Source organism: Leptotrichia sp. oral taxon 221, from assembly GCF_018128245.1.
Taxonomy (GTDB): domain Bacteria; phylum Fusobacteriota; class Fusobacteriia; order Fusobacteriales; family Leptotrichiaceae; genus JABCPH02.
In genome coordinates, this window is record NZ_CP072378.1 from 714,958 (window position 1) to 730,693 (window position 15,736).

The 15,736-nt window shown below is 27.5% G+C and carries 13 protein-coding genes; 11 read left to right on the forward strand and 2 right to left on the reverse strand.

Going from position 1 to position 15,736, the window contains the following annotated elements; translation table 11 throughout:
* Nucleotides 1-10: 10 nt before the first annotated feature.
* The 10 genes from J4863_RS03255 (at nt 11) to J4863_RS03300 (ending at nt 10,672) form a co-directional block, all read left to right on the forward strand.
* Complete coding sequence (locus tag J4863_RS03255) at nt 11-490, forward strand: N-acetyltransferase (RefSeq protein ID WP_211619033.1); 480 nt, start codon at nt 11-13, stop codon at nt 488-490.
* Between the two features lie 2 nt (nt 491-492).
* Nucleotides 493-1,272: a TIGR00282 family metallophosphoesterase gene (locus tag J4863_RS03260; RefSeq protein ID WP_211619034.1), complete on the forward strand. Its 780-nt coding sequence runs from the start codon at nt 493-495 to the stop codon at nt 1,270-1,272.
* A 42-nt stretch (nt 1,273-1,314) separates the two neighbouring features.
* Entirely contained in the window at nt 1,315-2,235 is a 921-nt protein-coding gene (prmA, locus tag J4863_RS03265; RefSeq protein WP_211619035.1) for a 50S ribosomal protein L11 methyltransferase, read from the forward strand.
* Between the two features lie 49 nt (nt 2,236-2,284).
* Nucleotides 2,285-2,938 carry a (d)CMP kinase gene (cmk, locus tag J4863_RS03270; RefSeq protein WP_211619036.1) on the forward strand — a complete coding sequence of 218 codons (654 nt, stop codon included), beginning with the start codon at nt 2,285-2,287 and terminating at the stop codon, nt 2,936-2,938.
* 125 nt (nt 2,939-3,063) lie between these two features.
* Nucleotides 3,064-3,342 carry an HU family DNA-binding protein gene (locus J4863_RS03275; RefSeq protein ID WP_211619037.1) on the forward strand — a complete coding sequence of 93 codons (279 nt, stop codon included), beginning with the start codon at nt 3,064-3,066 and terminating at the stop codon, nt 3,340-3,342.
* Between the two features lie 142 nt (nt 3,343-3,484).
* Nucleotides 3,485-4,777 (forward strand): 3-deoxy-D-manno-octulosonic acid transferase, encoded by a 1,293-nt coding sequence (locus J4863_RS03280; protein WP_211619038.1) that lies wholly within the window; start codon nt 3,485-3,487, stop codon nt 4,775-4,777.
* Between the two features lie 85 nt (nt 4,778-4,862).
* Nucleotides 4,863-5,561, forward strand: a complete 699-nt coding sequence (trmB, locus tag J4863_RS03285) for a tRNA (guanosine(46)-N7)-methyltransferase TrmB (RefSeq protein ID WP_371815586.1) — start codon at nt 4,863-4,865, stop codon at nt 5,559-5,561.
* 69 nt (nt 5,562-5,630) lie between these two features.
* Entirely contained in the window at nt 5,631-8,201 is a 2,571-nt protein-coding gene (locus tag J4863_RS03290; RefSeq protein ID WP_211619039.1) for a DUF2339 domain-containing protein, read from the forward strand.
* A 26-nt stretch (nt 8,202-8,227) separates the two neighbouring features.
* Entirely contained in the window at nt 8,228-9,403 is a 1,176-nt protein-coding gene (locus J4863_RS03295) for a hypothetical protein (protein ID WP_211619040.1), read from the forward strand.
* Between the two features lie 3 nt (nt 9,404-9,406).
* A complete protein-coding gene (locus J4863_RS03300) occupies nt 9,407-10,672 on the forward strand; it encodes a hypothetical protein (protein WP_211619041.1) in 1,266 nt (421 codons plus the stop codon).
* Nucleotides 10,673-10,950: 278 nt separating this feature from the next.
* Here the strand turns inward: J4863_RS03300 and J4863_RS03305 are convergent, their stop codons facing one another.
* Together J4863_RS03305 and J4863_RS03310 are read right to left on the reverse strand one after the other, a co-directional pair.
* A complete protein-coding gene (locus tag J4863_RS03305; RefSeq protein WP_211619042.1) occupies nt 10,951-12,714 on the reverse strand; it encodes a HAMP domain-containing sensor histidine kinase in 1,764 nt (587 codons plus the stop codon).
* A gap of 78 nt (nt 12,715-12,792) precedes the next feature.
* Nucleotides 12,793-13,500 (reverse strand): response regulator transcription factor, encoded by a 708-nt coding sequence (locus J4863_RS03310; RefSeq protein ID WP_211619043.1) that lies wholly within the window; start codon nt 13,498-13,500, stop codon nt 12,793-12,795.
* 454 nt (nt 13,501-13,954) lie between these two features.
* Between J4863_RS03310 and J4863_RS03315 the strand changes: the two genes are divergently transcribed.
* Nucleotides 13,955-15,730: a 1-deoxy-D-xylulose-5-phosphate synthase gene (locus tag J4863_RS03315; RefSeq protein WP_211619044.1), complete on the forward strand. Its 1,776-nt coding sequence runs from the start codon at nt 13,955-13,957 to the stop codon at nt 15,728-15,730.
* Nucleotides 15,731-15,736 lie beyond the last annotated feature (6 nt).

Consider the following 15,736-nt stretch of genomic DNA (forward strand, 5'->3'; position numbering starts at 1 on the left):
AAGGAGGAAAATGATAAGACAAGCATTAGAAAAAGATGTAGAAAAAATAGGAAAATTGATGTACCAAATTCATAAAGTTCATTCTGATGGAAGACCAGATATATTTGTGGTTGGAGATAGAAAACTTAGTGATGATGAATTAAAAAATCTTATAGAAGATTATGAAATGAGACCAGTTTTCGTTTATACAGATGATAATGATGAGGTTTTAGGATACATCATGTGTCAATATGAAGAGACAGGCGGTGGGAATGCTTTAGTTGCTAGAAAAGTATTATATATAGATGATTTTTGTGTGGATGAAAGTGCTAGAGGACAGCAAATTGGAACGAAATTGTATAATTTTGTGACAGAGGTAGCTAAAAATAATGGATGCCAGAGCATAACTTTACATGTTTGGAATTTTAACGAAGGTGCAAAGAAATTTTATGAAAAAATAGGTTTTAAACCATTGAAAATATTGATGGAAAGAAAATTAGAAAGTGAGTAAAAATGAAAGTATTAATAATAGGAGATATTGTAGGACAACCAGGTAGAAATATTTTGTTTAAATTTTTAGAAAAAAGAAAACAGAATTATGATTTTATAATTGTAAATGGAGAAAATTCAGCTGGAGGTTTTGGAATTAATATAAAAATAGCTGAACAATTTTTTCAAAGAGGTGCAGATGTAATTACTTTGGGGAATCACAGTTGGGATAAAAGAGAGATTTATCCTTATATAAATGAGCACAAAAATTTGATTAGACCACTTAATTTTGCAAAAGGTGCACCAGGAAATGGGTATACGATAGTTGAGAAAAATGGGATTAAAGTAGCAGTTATTAATGCGCAAGGAAAGGTGTTTATGCCACCTATAGCTTGTCCATTTTTAGCAGTTGAGGAAGTTTTACCTGAAATAAAAGAGAAGACAGATATTATAATTCTTGATTTTCATGGTGAGGCGACTTCTGAAAAACAAGCGATGGGATGGAATTTGACTGGAAAAGTATCGGTTGTTTACGGTACGCATACTCATACGCAAACTGCTGACGAGAGAATTTTACCAGGAGGAACTGCTTATATTTCTGATGTTGGAATGACTGGTGGACATGATGGAATTTTAGGAATGAATAGACGAGAAAGTATTCAAAAGTTCAAAGATGGAATGCCAGCAAGATATTCTGTTTGTGAGGAAAATCCTAGAATAAATGGGATAGAAGTAGAAATTGATGAAAAAACTGGAAAAGCAATTTCTATAGAGAGAGTAAACATGGGATACAATGAAGTTTAAGAAAAAGGTAAGAATGAAAATTTATGAAATGAGAAGGTAAAAATGAATTGGATTAAAGTAAAAATAGATTATTTTTCTAATACATTAGAAGAGACAAAATCAAAATTAATAAATATGTTTGAAGAGATTGGAATTAAGCAAATAGAAGTAATCGATTATTTTTCAGATAATTCTCTTGATTACAATATTAACTTCAAGAAAAAAAGTGAAATTTGGAGTATAATTGGTTATATTGTTAACAATAGATTTTCTAAGCTAAAATTAAATATTATTTCTGATAAATTGAAAGAGTTTTCTTTGGATGATGAAGAATTTATGTATGAAATTTATACTTCTGAATGTAGTGATGATGATTGGAAAGATGAGTGGAAAAAATATTTTCATACTGTGAATATAACAGATAATATAATAATTAAGCCTAGTTGGGATGATTATGAAGCTAGTGAAGGAGAAACTGTGATAGAAATTGATCCAGGAATGGCTTTTGGGACCGGGACTCATGAAACAACGGCTTTATGTGTGGAATTTTTAGAAAAATATGTTCCAGGGAAGAAGAAATTGCTTGATATAGGTTGTGGTTCAGGGATTTTGATGTTAATCGGTAAGATACTAGGAGTAGAAAAGGTTGTTGGAATTGATATTGATAGCAATGTAAAAGATGTTGTAATTGAAAATTTTGAGAAAAATAATATAAAAGATAATTATGAAATTATAATTGGTGACTTGGTTGAAGATATTAATGAAAAATATGATTTAGTTGTATCAAATATTTTGGTTGATGTTTTGACAGAATTATTGGAAAATATTGAGAAAACGCTAGAAAAAGGAGCGACAATTATTTTTTCTGGGATAATAAAAGATAAAGAAGAGGAATTTTTAAGAAAAACAAAAGAGCATAATTTAATTGAAATTGATAGAAATGAGAAGAATAATTGGGTTTCATTAGTTTTTAAATATAATTAAATAAACTAAACAATAAAATTATTTTAAAATAGAAAAAATAGGAGAAAAAATGATAATTGCAATTGATGGACCTGCTGGGAGCGGAAAAAGTACGATTTCTAAACTTGTAGCGAAAGATTTAGACTTAATTTATCTTGATACTGGAGCAATGTATCGTCTTGTAACTTTAAAGGCTTTAAAAATGGGTATCTTAGATGAAAATTTAGAAAATTTGGATAAAATAAATGAATTGCTTGATAATTTGGAGATTGATATTCGAGAGGATGGATTTTATCTAGATGGTGTTGATGTGAGTGAGGAAATTAGAAAGCCGATTGTTTCGGAAAATGTGTCTAAAATAGCTGCTATTAAGGAAGTAAGAATAAAAATGGTTGATTTACAAAGGGCATTTTCTAAGGCAAAAAATGTTATTTTGGATGGAAGAGATATTGGAACAGTTGTTTTTCCAAATGCCGACTTAAAGGTTTTCTTGGTGGCGGATGCTAGAGAGAGAGCGAATAGACGTTATAAAGAATTGACTGAAAAGGGAGAAAATGTTTCTTTGGAAGAGATTTATCAAAATATATTGATGAGAGATAAAATTGATTCTACAAGAGAAGAGGCACCTTTAAAAAAAGCTGAAGATGCAGTGGAAGTAGATACAACTTCTAAAAATATAGATGAGGTTAAGGAAAAAATATTGAATTTATACAAAAATTTGTAAAAAATTAAAAAAATGGTTGCAAAGTTTAATAAAATTTGATATAAATAAAAAAATACTGGACAAATACTGAAAATAGTGTATAATAGTTAAGGTATTTAGATAAATAATTTTGGAGGTAAAATAATATGTCAAAAAAAGAATTTGTAGATGCTTACGCAAAAGCAACAGGAGAAACTAAAAAAAGAGCAGAGGAATTAATTAATCAATTTCTAGAAACAGTTGAAGAAGCTTTGGTTAACGAAGAAACAGTTCAATTTGTTGGATGGGGAACATTTGGAGTACATGAAAGAAAAGAAAGAGTAGGAAGAAACCCTCAAAGTGGAAAAGAAATCAAAATTGCTGCTAAAAAAGTAGTTAGATTCAAAGTTGGTAAAAAATTAGCTGATAAAGTAGCTGCTAAATAGTTTTAAAACTTAATTGATAAAAACTATTTCAAGATGACAGTATTCATTGAGAAATAGTTTTTTTATTTATGTAATAATTCTATATAAATTATTAATTTTGAATTGGCGAAAAAATGAGGTAGAATTGTACTGGAGGGAAAAAATGTTAGTATATAATTTTTTGAGATATTTATTGTACATAGCAATATTTTTTGTATCGTTTTTTAATAAGAAATTATCGAGATTTATAAAAAAAAGATTGTTTCAAAATATTGAAAATAAAAACTTCTCTTCTAAAGATGTAATTTTAGTGCATATGTCTTCAGTTGGAGAGTTTAATTTATCGAAAGAATTGATTGAGGAGTTGCTACGAAAGGGAGAGAGAGTTTTAATTTCTGTTATGACTGATACAGGTTATAATGCTGTGAAAAAGGCATATGACAGTAATGAAAATGTAGAGATAATATATTTTCCTTTGGATGATTTGTTTGTTATAAAAAGAATATTTGAGAAATTTAATGTAAAAAAAGTGATAATTATCGAGACGGAAATATGGCCAAATCTTTATTATTTTGCACAGAAAAAGTCGCAATTGTATATTGTGAATGGTCGATTAACTGAAAAGAAAATGAAATCGTATTTAAAAATGAAATTTTTAGTAAAAAAAGTTTTGAATAGTGCGAAACGAATAATGGTTCAAAGTAAAGAAGATAAAGGGAGATATTTGCGATTGGGGATAAATGAGAATAAAATTAAGGTTTACAAAAATTTGAAGTATTCGATAAAATATGAAAAAATATCTGAGGAGAAAAAAGAAAAATATTATCGGAATTGCGTGAATAGAGACAAAAAAATTATTGTTTGTGGAAGTACAAGACCAGGTGAAGAGAAAATATGGTTAGAGGTGTTTTCTGCAATAAATAAGAATGATGAGTATCAATTGGTGATAGTTCCTAGACATTTGGAAAGAGTGCAGGAAATTGAAGATGAAATAAAGCGATTATTTTCAGAGAATGATTATGAATTGTTTTCTAAAATTCAGAATTTTGAATTAGAGGGGAATATCGACTCGGAAGATATTTTGAAAAGGAAAACAGATAAAAATGAAAAGAAAATTTTTGAGAAGAAAAAAATAGTTTTAGTTGATAAGATGGGAGTTTTGAGAGATTTTTATCAACTGGCAGATTATGTGTTTGTAGGAGGAACACTGGTTAATATTGGTGGTCATTCGATATTAGAACCGCTTTATTATAACAAAGTGCCGATTATTGGTAAATATTATCAGAATATTGAGGAAATTGTTAATGAGGCACGGAAAATGAATTATGTGAAGATTGTTGAAAATGAAGATGATATTATAGAAAGTATAAAAAGTGAAGAGATTTTAGATACATCGAAGTTTTTTGAAAAAAATAATGAGCTTGAGAAGATTGTGAAAGAGCTTTATTGTGATTAAAATAAAAAAAAATCTTGTTGTTTAAAAATTAAAAGTTTTTGAGAAAGGAAGAGTTTTGGAAAATAATATGGATGAAAAAAATGAAATGTTAAAAGATAAAAAAGGGAAGGAAATTTGGGAGTATTTTTTTGAGAAACCTAAAAAAAATTATAATAAGTATATGTTTGAAATGGTGAATTATCCAGATCATTTGATGTTTGATAATGAAGAAGTTGACAGCTATAAAGGTAAATGGAATGAGTTTTTTAATAATGAAAACGACATTTATTTGGAAATTGGTTGTGGAAGTGGGAATTTTACGGTAAAAAATGCTGAGGAATTTTTAGATAGAAATTATATTGCTTTGGAATTGAGATTTAAAAGATTGGTGTTAGGAGCTAGAAAAGCTGAAAAAAGAGGATTAAAGAATATTTTGTTCATTAGAAAAAGAGGAGAAACTATTCTTGATTTTTTTGCAGAAAATGAGGTTAGTGGGGTTTATATTAATTTTCCTGATCCTTGGGAAGGTGAGGAACATAAAAGAGTTATCTCAGAAGGGTTATTTGATAAATTAGATGTTATTTTAAAAGAAAATGGGAAATTGTTCTTTAAAACAGATCATCAGCAATATTATGAGGATGTTTTAGAATTAGTAAATGGATTGGATAAATATGAGGTTGTTTATCATACAGATGATTTGCATAATTCTGAAAAGGCATCTGAAAACATTAGGACTGAGTTTGAGCAAATGTTTTTAAGTAAACATAATATGAATATAAAATATATTGAAATTTTGAAAAAATAGGGGATTAAAGGTGTTTTTTTGAGGTTTGGATTTTATAGTATGACTATAATTTGAAAAAGGAGTTTTGCTATGGTTGATAAGATGAAAGAGTTGAAAAAGCTTGAGAACAAGTATAATGAAATGGAACAATTAAATTCGGAAATAAATTTAGTGATAAAAAGTTTAAAAAAATCAGCTGAAATTAACCGTGAAAATGAGCTTCTTGAGGAAAAAGCTGAACTTGAAAAGAAATTAGTGGAAATCACTGAAAATTTGAAGAAAAAAGAAAAAGAGTTGGAAAATTTTAAAAATAATAATTCTATTTTGATTGAAGAATTGAAGGATGCTAAGAGGGCAAAAACGAATAATGAAATAAATAAATTTCAGATATTTGTTGCGGATAAGGTGAATGTGGAGCTAGAAAAAGGAATAAATAAAAAAATTTCGGATTATTCTAAAACTATGAGTGAAAAAATAAAGATGACAGAAAAAGTTTTGGAAAATGATTTTTCTGAAAATGCTAGAGTTCTAAAAAAGGAATTGGAAGATTTGAATGTGAAGATTGCGAAATTTGTGGAAGAAAGTAGTGAGAAAACAGAGACACAAAAGCAATTTTTATTGGAAAATTCTTCGGTTTTTCATAATAAAATAAGAGAAGAAGCGAAAATGAAGGGGAATGAATTTTTATTTGAGAAAGAGAAAACTAGATTTGTTTATGAAAAATTTATTGGGTTAAAAGGATTTAATTTTTTAGGAATAATTTCTATATTTTTAGGTGTATTTTTAATTTTTAGAACACAATTTGTGAAAATATTTTCAAATAATTATGTAAAAAGTACGGGTGCATATTTACTTGGAATGGCATTTTTATTTGTTGGAGAAAGATTTTATCAGAAAAATAAGAAACAATTTGCAGTTGGATTAATTGGTGGTGGGATTGGAATTTTATATTTGACGACTTTGCTTTCTACGATTCGTTTGAAATTGTTTCCGATGCCAGTGGGCCTTCTAATTTCGATAATATTGACAGCACTTGTAGTTGTATTGTCATTGAGATACGATAATCAAGTGATTGGAATTCTGTCGTTAATTGGTGGATATTTGCCGTATGGAGCGTATATTTGGATTAATAAAAGTAATGTTCAAATTTATTATTTGATTGTGTACTCGTTGATTTTACAGGGAACTGTGCTTGGAATTAGTTGGAAAAAAGATTGGATTGTAAATAAAATATTTGGATTTGTAATTGGAAGTTTCAATATGATTGGACTTGTGTATTATTTGAATAATAAACTAAATAAAGATATAGTTGCGTTTGTATACATATTGATTTTTACAACTGCGTATACATTTATTTTCTTAAATTCTTATAAAAAAGAAAATAGGAAAATTAATTTTATAGACTATTTTTTAGTAAGTCTAAATTTAATTGTAAAATTTTCGTTAATTTATAGTTTATTTGATAAAAATACACCGTCAATTGTGAAAACGGTATTAGTTGGTGGAGTTGGAATTATATACGGATTTTTTGGAGAAAAACTTAAAGAGAATAGAATTTCAAAAATATTTAATATTGTTGCACTTGGAAGTTTTATATTAATTATTCCTTTGATTGTGCCGAAAAACTTGGTTGTATTGGCTTGGGGAATGGAAGCTGTTTTACTTTATTATTTATATAAAAAATATGAAAGTAAGGAGTTAAAATATGGATTTTTGGCGATTTATTGTGTTGCCTTTCTAAGTGGATTCTTAATACGGGAAGCTCATTATTTTTTAGGAAATTTGCAAGATTTTATGAATATTTCACTTTCTTTTGTTGTTTATTTTATGTTAAGAGAAAAAATATATCATGGAATATTAAAAGTACTTCTAGGAGTTTTTAAGTACATAATTTTTATTTATAGCATGAGTTTTGTTTCAAATTTATTTTCAGATATTGTTTGGGATTTGAAAATAAAGGTTTTGGAAGATAGTATAAGTTTAATTAATAACGCAGTAATGCTAATAATACCAATAATAATATATCTTTTAAGAGAAGTTACATACAAAATGAAAAAATTAAATGATAAATTCAGTCTGAAGTTTTTGGTTATAATGGAGATTGTTTACTTAATGTTTATAAATTTATGTAATAATTTTCTTTTTATAGCGGATACGGAACCGTATCAAAAAACTTTGGGAGATATTGTAGGAATTATAATATTAATTATAACGAATATTTATTTATTTGCTGCAACACGAACAGATTTTCATTTTTTAATTTTTAAAAAACCTGAAAAACATCATTTTTGGATTTTAGGAGAGATGATTTATATTTTACTTGTTTCAAATGTGATTATGGATAATTTAAATTTAGTTGGAGATGGATTGTATTTAAGTATTTTAGGACTTTTAATTTGTGGATATCTGGTTTGGAAAGGATTTAAGACACCGAATAAAAATGTTAGAAGAATTGGACTTGGAATCGGAATCGTTTTTGTATTTAAGAGCTTTTTTGTAGATTTTATGAAATTTGATAGTTCGTTTAGATTAGTTGCATATTTTGTGATGGGAGCGATTTTGATTGGGACTTCTTACATCTATCAATCTGCATTAAAAAATTTAGATAAAGTTTTAAAAGAAGAAGTTGAAAAAAATAGCGAAAAAGAGAAAATTAAATAAAATTTACTTAAATGGAGTGAATGGAAATGAAAAATATTAATAAATTGATAATTTCTTTATTTTTATTAACGGTAGCTCAAATTTTATCGAGTCAATACTATAAAGATATTAATTTAAAAGGGAATTTGAAATATAAACAATTCTATATAACAGAAGATATTTATGAAAACAGTAAAAATCATTTAGATGATATAAGAATAGTTGACAAAAATGGGAAAGAAGTTCCATTTGTGATTGAAAATGAAGAAAGTCAAAGGAAACAAAGTGAGAATGTTGTTGCACAGGCAAAAATTTCTGAGAGAATTGTAAAAAGTGATAGAATTGAATTTGTTGTGAAATTTAATTCGCAAAATCCAAATGAAGATTTAATTGGAAATATTTTAGAGATAATTTCAAAAGAAAATTTTTATACAAAATATGAGTTATTTGGAAGCTATAATGGTAAAAATTGGGATAAAATAGTAGCTGGAGAGATTTATAAAACACCTGATAAGCAGAATTTGACAATAAAATTTAATGAGAAAAAATATGAATACTACAAAATTGTAACACCAATTGATAAGGGAAATATTTTTGATGAAGCGGTTTTGAAATATTTTAATCCAAAAACTGAAAGTGTGAAAATGGTTGAGACAAATTTGCCGTTTGAAGTTGAAGAAAAAGAAAAGACAACACTTTTAAAAATTAAAACAAAAAATTTGCCATTAAAAACGGTTAGTATCGATGTAGCAGATGATGAATTTCGTCGAGAATATAATGTTTCAGATGGAACGAAATATTACGAAAGTGGACATATTTTTAAAATTCCTGGATCTAAAAGTAGTTTGGAAATTAATGTTGAAGAAGTTTCTGGAGAAGATTCTATAATTATTGAAATTGAAAATGAAGATAATAAGCCACTAAAAATAAAAGGTATAAAAGGAAAATATATTTTGGAAAAAATTGTATTTAAAGCTACAGAAAATGGTGGATACAAAATAATTTTCGGGAATGAAAATTTAGGAAAATTGAATTACGATTTGGCACAAATTAATGATATGATAAAAGATAGAGATTTTGTAGATTTGGGAACTTTGAATAAGATTGAGGGCAAAGTAGCTAAAAATCCAAAAGATTTTTCAGTTTATTATAATATTTTTATTGGGATTATTGCTATTTTGTTAGTTGTATTTATGGCTCGAAAAATTGGGAAAAAGGAGTAAATTATGAAAAAAATATATCAGCTAAAAAATAAAAATATTCCTTTAATAGATTTTTCATTTCAAGCAGAATTGACAGAGATGGGTTGGAGTGAGAAATTTGAAATTTTGTGGGTGAATGAAGAGCAAAAAAACATGTTACCGATATGGCTTGATTTAGAAGATGATGAATGTATAAAAAAATTTGTGAAAAGTAGGAAAATTCCAAATAATAGGAAACATAAGCAAGAATTAATGGAAGTAATGAAAGAAGATAATTTAATGAGTTATGTAGATACAACGTTTGCATTGTCTTTGAATGATAGTTTTTGGATTATACCATTACCTATTGAAATTAAAGATCTTAATAAAAATTGTGTTATAAAAATTGGAGAAAATATTTCATTAGAAACTATAGAAAAAATTAATGAAGTGGGTGATAGTTTTAGATGGGAAGAGTATAATCTTTATGAAAATAATTTTAATGAAAAAATTGGATTAATTGCTTTTGAGGGTGGTTCGTATAAAAGTGATGAATTTTTAAAAACGCCTGAATATACAACAGAAGGAATGTTAGAGAAACGTTGGATTAGAGAAAATGAAAAAATTTATTTAATTAAAGGAAGCTCGAATCTTTCTTATGATTATTATTTGCAATGTGATTATGGCGGAATTGAGCCATATTTAGAATTTTATACAAATCAAGTTGAATCGCTTTTTGAGTTTGAAAGCATTAAATATGAGGTTTTTGAATATCGAAAAAGGTTAGTTTCCAAGTGTGAGTTGTTTACAAATGAGAATTTTGGTTATGTTCCGATGTATAAATTAATAGGAAATGAAAAAGAATATTTAAAAAAAGCGATTGAAATTTATGGGATAGAAAATTTTCAAGATTTAATGATTTTCGATGTAATTATTGGAAATACTGATAGGCATTTTGGGAATTTTGGTATGATTATTAATAATGATACCAATAAAATTGTTAAAACGGCTCCAATTTTCGACAACGGACATTCTTTTTTGAATAATATTCCTCTAAAAGATTTAATGGAATTTCAAAAAAAAGAGATCGTAGAAAAATATATTTATGAAAAATCAACCCCATTTAATATCAGACTCATTGATATATTGAAGTTATATTTGAAAGAGAGACACATTAAGATTTTAGAAAAATTAATAGATTTTCAATTTGAAAAGCATCCAAAGTATAATGTAGAGGACGAGGCTTTGGAGATGTACGGTGAGTATGTAAAATTTGTTGCTAAAAAAGGGATAGAAATTTTAAAAAATTAAAAAGTATATAAATTTAAGAGTTGAGTATAAGATAGTCATAGTTTTTGAGTTTTATTTTAAAGCAGTTTTACTATATATAAATTGAAATATGAACTGAGTTTCAAAAAAGATAACTTTAGATATAGAAAAGGGAAAATCGTATAAGAATAGGAAAAATATAAATTTTGTTCTTATGAGAAATTCCCTTTTTTTGTTGTGTACGCATTTACATAAAATTGTATATACAGTATTCTAAATAAGACTATTTTCTGTTTAAAAAGTAAATAAAAATTTAAAAATTATTTTAAATTTTGATACGGAAAATCAAATAAAAATAAAGTTCCTTTACCTAATTTACTAGTAGCTTTGACTTTTATATTATGTCTTTTAGCTATTTGTTGTGCAATATTAAGACCTAATCCCATTCCTTCTTTATTCTTTTGATCAGTCGATTTATAAAAACGATCAAAAATATTTTTGAGAGATTCTTCAGAAATTCCACAACCTTCGTCTTGAATATTTAATCTACAAAAAGTTTGATGGTCGCTTAGATTTAGTTTTATTTCTTTTCCTTCATCTGAAAATTTGATAGCATTATCAATGATAATTATTATCATTTGACGTATTCGCTGATAATCACCAGAAAAATAATATTCGTTATCGGTCGTAAACGAAATTTGAATGCTTTTTTTCTTAGCAAGTTGTCGCATACTTCTAACAGCATCATTTATTACAACAGGCAAATTAATTTCATTTTTCTGAATAGAAAAATCAGGATTTTGAAGTTTAGTCAAATCAATTAAATCATTAACTAAATGTTGTAAGTGAATACTGTCAGATAAAATTTGTTTGTGATATTCGGTTAATTTATCTTTATCTGTAATAATTCCATCGCAAATTGCTTCGATTGAACCACGGATAACAGTAATTGGCGTTCTTAATTCATGCGAAATATTTGTAATAAAGTCACTTCTCATTTTTTCAAAACGCTCACTTTCTTTTGAACTGATGTACAATCTTTCCGAAAGTTCATCCATCGTTCGAGCCAATTCTCCAATTTCATCTTTTTGTTTAACTTCCGTTTTAACATTGTAATTTCCTTTTTTTAAAAGTAAGGCGGTTTTTCGGATTTTGCTTAATGGTTTTGTAAAACTTAAAGAAAGTAATACAGCACTGATAATAGATAAAATTAAAGCAATAATGATGCTAATAATAAGCGTATAAATTCCACTTTTTAGAGAATCTGAAATATCAGAAACAGGAGCATGAAGCAGTACTGCTCCAACAATTGAATTATCCTTTTTAGAAAAAATTGGTGCTGCAACTGTAATTGATTTATTATCTAAAAATTCATTGAAATTTTCAGTTGTATTAACCCTTCCATTCAAAGATTCCTTTATTGCATTTTCCGCATTTGGTGGTAAACTTCTGTAGGATGTCGGTGCATCTGAATAATTGTGACCTTGTATAATATCGCCAGTTTTTGCATCCACAAACCAAATTTCTCCCATTGCAATATCCTCAAACATTTTCATATTTCTTCGTCTTTCATGATGCGAATTTTCTGAAAACCCTTTGTTTTCCTTGCTTTCTATAGATTCCTCTTGAGAATTTTTATTAGTATCAAGAATTTCTTCATTAGTCATCAATTCTTCCTCAAAAAAATCATTTTGTGATGAAAGCAAATTAGAATTTTCAAAAGTTAAATTTTTATTTTTGAAGGTTTCTAAATCTTTAATATTGAGAACAGGAGTATATTGTTCAAATTCAAATTTTTGTTTTTTTTCATAAATTTTATCTTTTTTCTGAAAATTAGGGTCATCTGAAAGTCTTTTAGATAGCCTAAATTCTCGATCGCCATACCATAAAACTGAAATAGTATCAGCAATTTTTAGTGCTCTTTTTTCTAAAATAGCTTTATTAAAATTAATAGTATTTCTCACAAACATATAGGCAAACAAACTACCTAAAAATATAGAAAAAATCACAAGTGAAATTGTAAAATACAAAATCAGCTTATTAAGAATTTTGTTTTTTAAATTAATTTTCCTTAAAATTTTCATAAACTTCCTTAAATAAATATTTAAAATTTACATTTTTTTGGAATGTATAAACCAGTCGAGTATTTTCAATTATAAAAATTACAGGGTTTCAAATTTATAACCAACGCCCCAAATAGTCTTAATTCCCCAATTATTGTGAGGATAATTATCTAATTTTGAACGCAATCGTTTAATGTGAGAATCAACAGTCCGACTATCTCCAAAATAGTCAAATCCCCAAATAGCATCAAGCAAATCATCTCTAGTAAAAACTTTTTTCTGATTATTTGCTAATGTCCAAAGAATTTCGATTTCTTTTTTTGTCAAAGAAACATCTTGGCTATTAATTGAAACTGTAAAATCATTTAAATTAATAATTAAGTTATCGAAAGTAAAGATTTTAGGATCATTATTAGTGTTATTAGAAGGTGTGTCATTTGGAACAATTCTTCTTAAAACAGCATTTATTCTAGCAATAACCTCTCCTGGAGAAAATGGTTTCACAATATAATCATCAGCACCAATTTCAAGGCCCATTATTTTTTCGTAATCTTCACCTTTCGCAGTAACCATTATAATTGGAATATTTGAAATCGAACGAATTTTTTTACAAACTTCAAATCCATCTTTTTTTGGCATCATCACATCCAATAAAATAATATCAAAATTATTATTTTTATCAGTAAACATATTAAGAGCTTCTTCTCCATCGTATGCAACTGATACGCTAAAACCATATTTTTTAGCATATTCAGATAAAATTGAAACAATCTGTTTATTATCATCAGCAATAAGTATATTATACATAACTATTTTGAGAATACTTTTGAAAAGTAGACTCACTCCTTTCTTAAAATCTAATATAAAATTTAGTAAATTATTCTCATATAATGAAACATGAGATTCTTTTGATAAAACTATAACTTTTTTATATTTTAGCATAAAAGGTTTGAAAAAAGAATATTGATTTTTTTATTAAATTTTGCGATAATATAAGACGAATGAAAATAATATAAAGTTTAAAAAGGAGTGAATTTTAAAAATGAAGAGAAACTTAATATTAGCGATTTTAATGGGATGTTTGATTGGGATGTTGACTTCTTGTGTGAGTGAGCAAACTAAAATAAAAAGAGATATAGAAAGAATGGCGAATAGAAGCTAATTTTTTTTGAAAATAAAAAAAACTTGACTTGGAGTCTACTCCAACCTGTATAATGTGCACAAATGAATCATTAGACAATTAAGGAAAGGAAGTAAATTAATGATATTAGACAAAATTAATAGTCCAAAAGATTTAAAAAATTTAAAAAGAGAAGAATTGATTGAATTAGCGGCTGATATAAGAAAAGCATTATTAAATAGATTGACGAATTATCCTAAAGGAGGACATGTTGGTCCTAATTTTGGTGTGGTTGAAATGACGATTGCTTTGCATTATGTGTTTAATTCGCCAATTGATAAAATTGTGTTTGATGTGTCGCATCAAGCTTATCCACATAAAATTTTAACAGGGAGAAAAGATGGATTTCTTTACGAGGATAAATTTAAAACTGTTAATGGGTATACTGACCAAGATGAAAGTGAGCATGATTTCTTTAGAGTTGGACATACTTCAACATCAGTTAGTTTAGCGACAGGACTTGCAAAAGCTAGAGATTTGAGAGGTGCTAAAGAGAATATAATTGCATTGATTGGAGATGGTTCGTTAAGTGGAGGACTTGCTTATGAAGGATTGAGTAATGCTGCTGAACAAGGAGGAAATCTGATAATTATTGCGAATGACAATGATCAGTCAATTGCGGAAAATCATGGTGGATTGTATAAAAATTTAAGGGAATTGAGAGAAAGTAATGGTGAGGCACCAAACAATTTCTTTAAATCACTTGGTTTGGATTATAGATATGTGGCCGATGGACATGATATTAATAAATTGATTGAAGTATTTGAAGAAGTGAGAGATATCGATCATCCAATAGTTTTACATATTCATACAATAAAAGGAAAAGGATTGCCATATGCTGAAAAAGATAGAGAACCTTGGCATTATAATTCAAACTTTGATCCAAAAACAGGTGAACCAAAAACTAAACCTGAACCAAAAGAGGACTTTGGAACAATAACATTTGATTTCTTGACAGATAAAATGGAAAAAGATCTGACAGTTACATTTATTAATGCTGGTGTTCCTATGGGATTTGGATTTACAAAAGACAGAAGAGAAAAATTGGATAAATTGAGAAAACAATATGTTGATGTTGGAATTGCTGAAGAACATGCGACAACCTTTTCATCAGGAATGGCAACAAATGGTGCAAAACCAGTATTTGGTGTAATTAGTACTTTTGTTCAAAGAACTTACGACCAAATATCTCATGATATTGCAATAAATAAAGCACCAACAGTTACTTTAGTATTTGGTGGGACATTAAAAGGTATGAACGATGTAACACATTTGGGATACTTTGACATACCAATGATTTCAAATATACCGAATATCGTGTATTTGGCACCAACTACAAAAGAAGAATACTTAGCAATGCTTGACTGGGCGATTGATCAAAATGAAAATCCAGTATTTATAAAAGTGCCTGGTGGAGCAGTTCAACATTCTGAAACTGATGTGGATAAAGATTATTCTAACTTGAATAGCTACAAAGTTGTGGAAAAAGGGAAAGATGTGGCGATTGTCGGATTGGGAGAATTTTTTGCGTTAGGTAAAGAAGTGAAGGAATTGTTGAAAAAAAAAGCTGGAATTGACGCAACATTAATAAATCCTAGATTTATAAGTGGTCTTGATGAAAATTTATTGAATGAATTAAAACAAAATCATAAATTAGTAGTTACATTGGAAAGTGGTCAAAAAGAAGGTGGATTTGGAACGAAAATTTCTAGTTTCTATGGTACTTCTGACATGAAAGTGCTTAATGTAGGTGCTAAAAAAGAATTTACTGATGAAGTTCCTTATGATGTATTTTTTGAGGAAAATAGACTTACGAAAGAACAAATTGTTGAGGATATTTTAGAAGCATTAAAATAGGAATTT

Excerpts from the sequence above, each read along its gene's own strand:
- J4863_RS03255 (WP_211619033.1), top strand. The coding sequence starts at position 11 with ATGATAAGACAAGCATTAGAAAAAGATGTAGAAAAAATAGGAAAATTG.
- J4863_RS03260 (WP_211619034.1), top strand. The coding sequence starts at position 493 with ATGAAAGTATTAATAATAGGAGATATTGTAGGACAACCAGGTAGAAAT.
- prmA (WP_211619035.1), top strand. The coding sequence starts at position 1,315 with ATGAATTGGATTAAAGTAAAAATAGATTATTTTTCTAATACATTAGAA.
- cmk (WP_211619036.1), top strand. The coding sequence starts at position 2,285 with ATGATAATTGCAATTGATGGACCTGCTGGGAGCGGAAAAAGTACGATT.
- J4863_RS03275 (WP_211619037.1), top strand. The coding sequence starts at position 3,064 with ATGTCAAAAAAAGAATTTGTAGATGCTTACGCAAAAGCAACAGGAGAA.
- J4863_RS03280 (WP_211619038.1), top strand. The coding sequence starts at position 3,485 with ATGTTAGTATATAATTTTTTGAGATATTTATTGTACATAGCAATATTT.
- trmB (WP_371815586.1), top strand. The coding sequence starts at position 4,863 with ATGTTAAAAGATAAAAAAGGGAAGGAAATTTGGGAGTATTTTTTTGAG.
- J4863_RS03290 (WP_211619039.1), top strand. The coding sequence starts at position 5,631 with ATGGTTGATAAGATGAAAGAGTTGAAAAAGCTTGAGAACAAGTATAAT.
- J4863_RS03295 (WP_211619040.1), top strand. The coding sequence starts at position 8,228 with ATGAAAAATATTAATAAATTGATAATTTCTTTATTTTTATTAACGGTA.
- J4863_RS03300 (WP_211619041.1), top strand. The coding sequence starts at position 9,407 with ATGAAAAAAATATATCAGCTAAAAAATAAAAATATTCCTTTAATAGAT.
- J4863_RS03305 (WP_211619042.1), bottom strand. The coding sequence starts at position 12,714 with ATGAAAATTTTAAGGAAAATTAATTTAAAAAACAAAATTCTTAATAAG.
- J4863_RS03310 (WP_211619043.1), bottom strand. The coding sequence starts at position 13,500 with ATGTATAATATACTTATTGCTGATGATAATAAACAGATTGTTTCAATT.
- J4863_RS03315 (WP_211619044.1), top strand. The coding sequence starts at position 13,955 with ATGATATTAGACAAAATTAATAGTCCAAAAGATTTAAAAAATTTAAAA.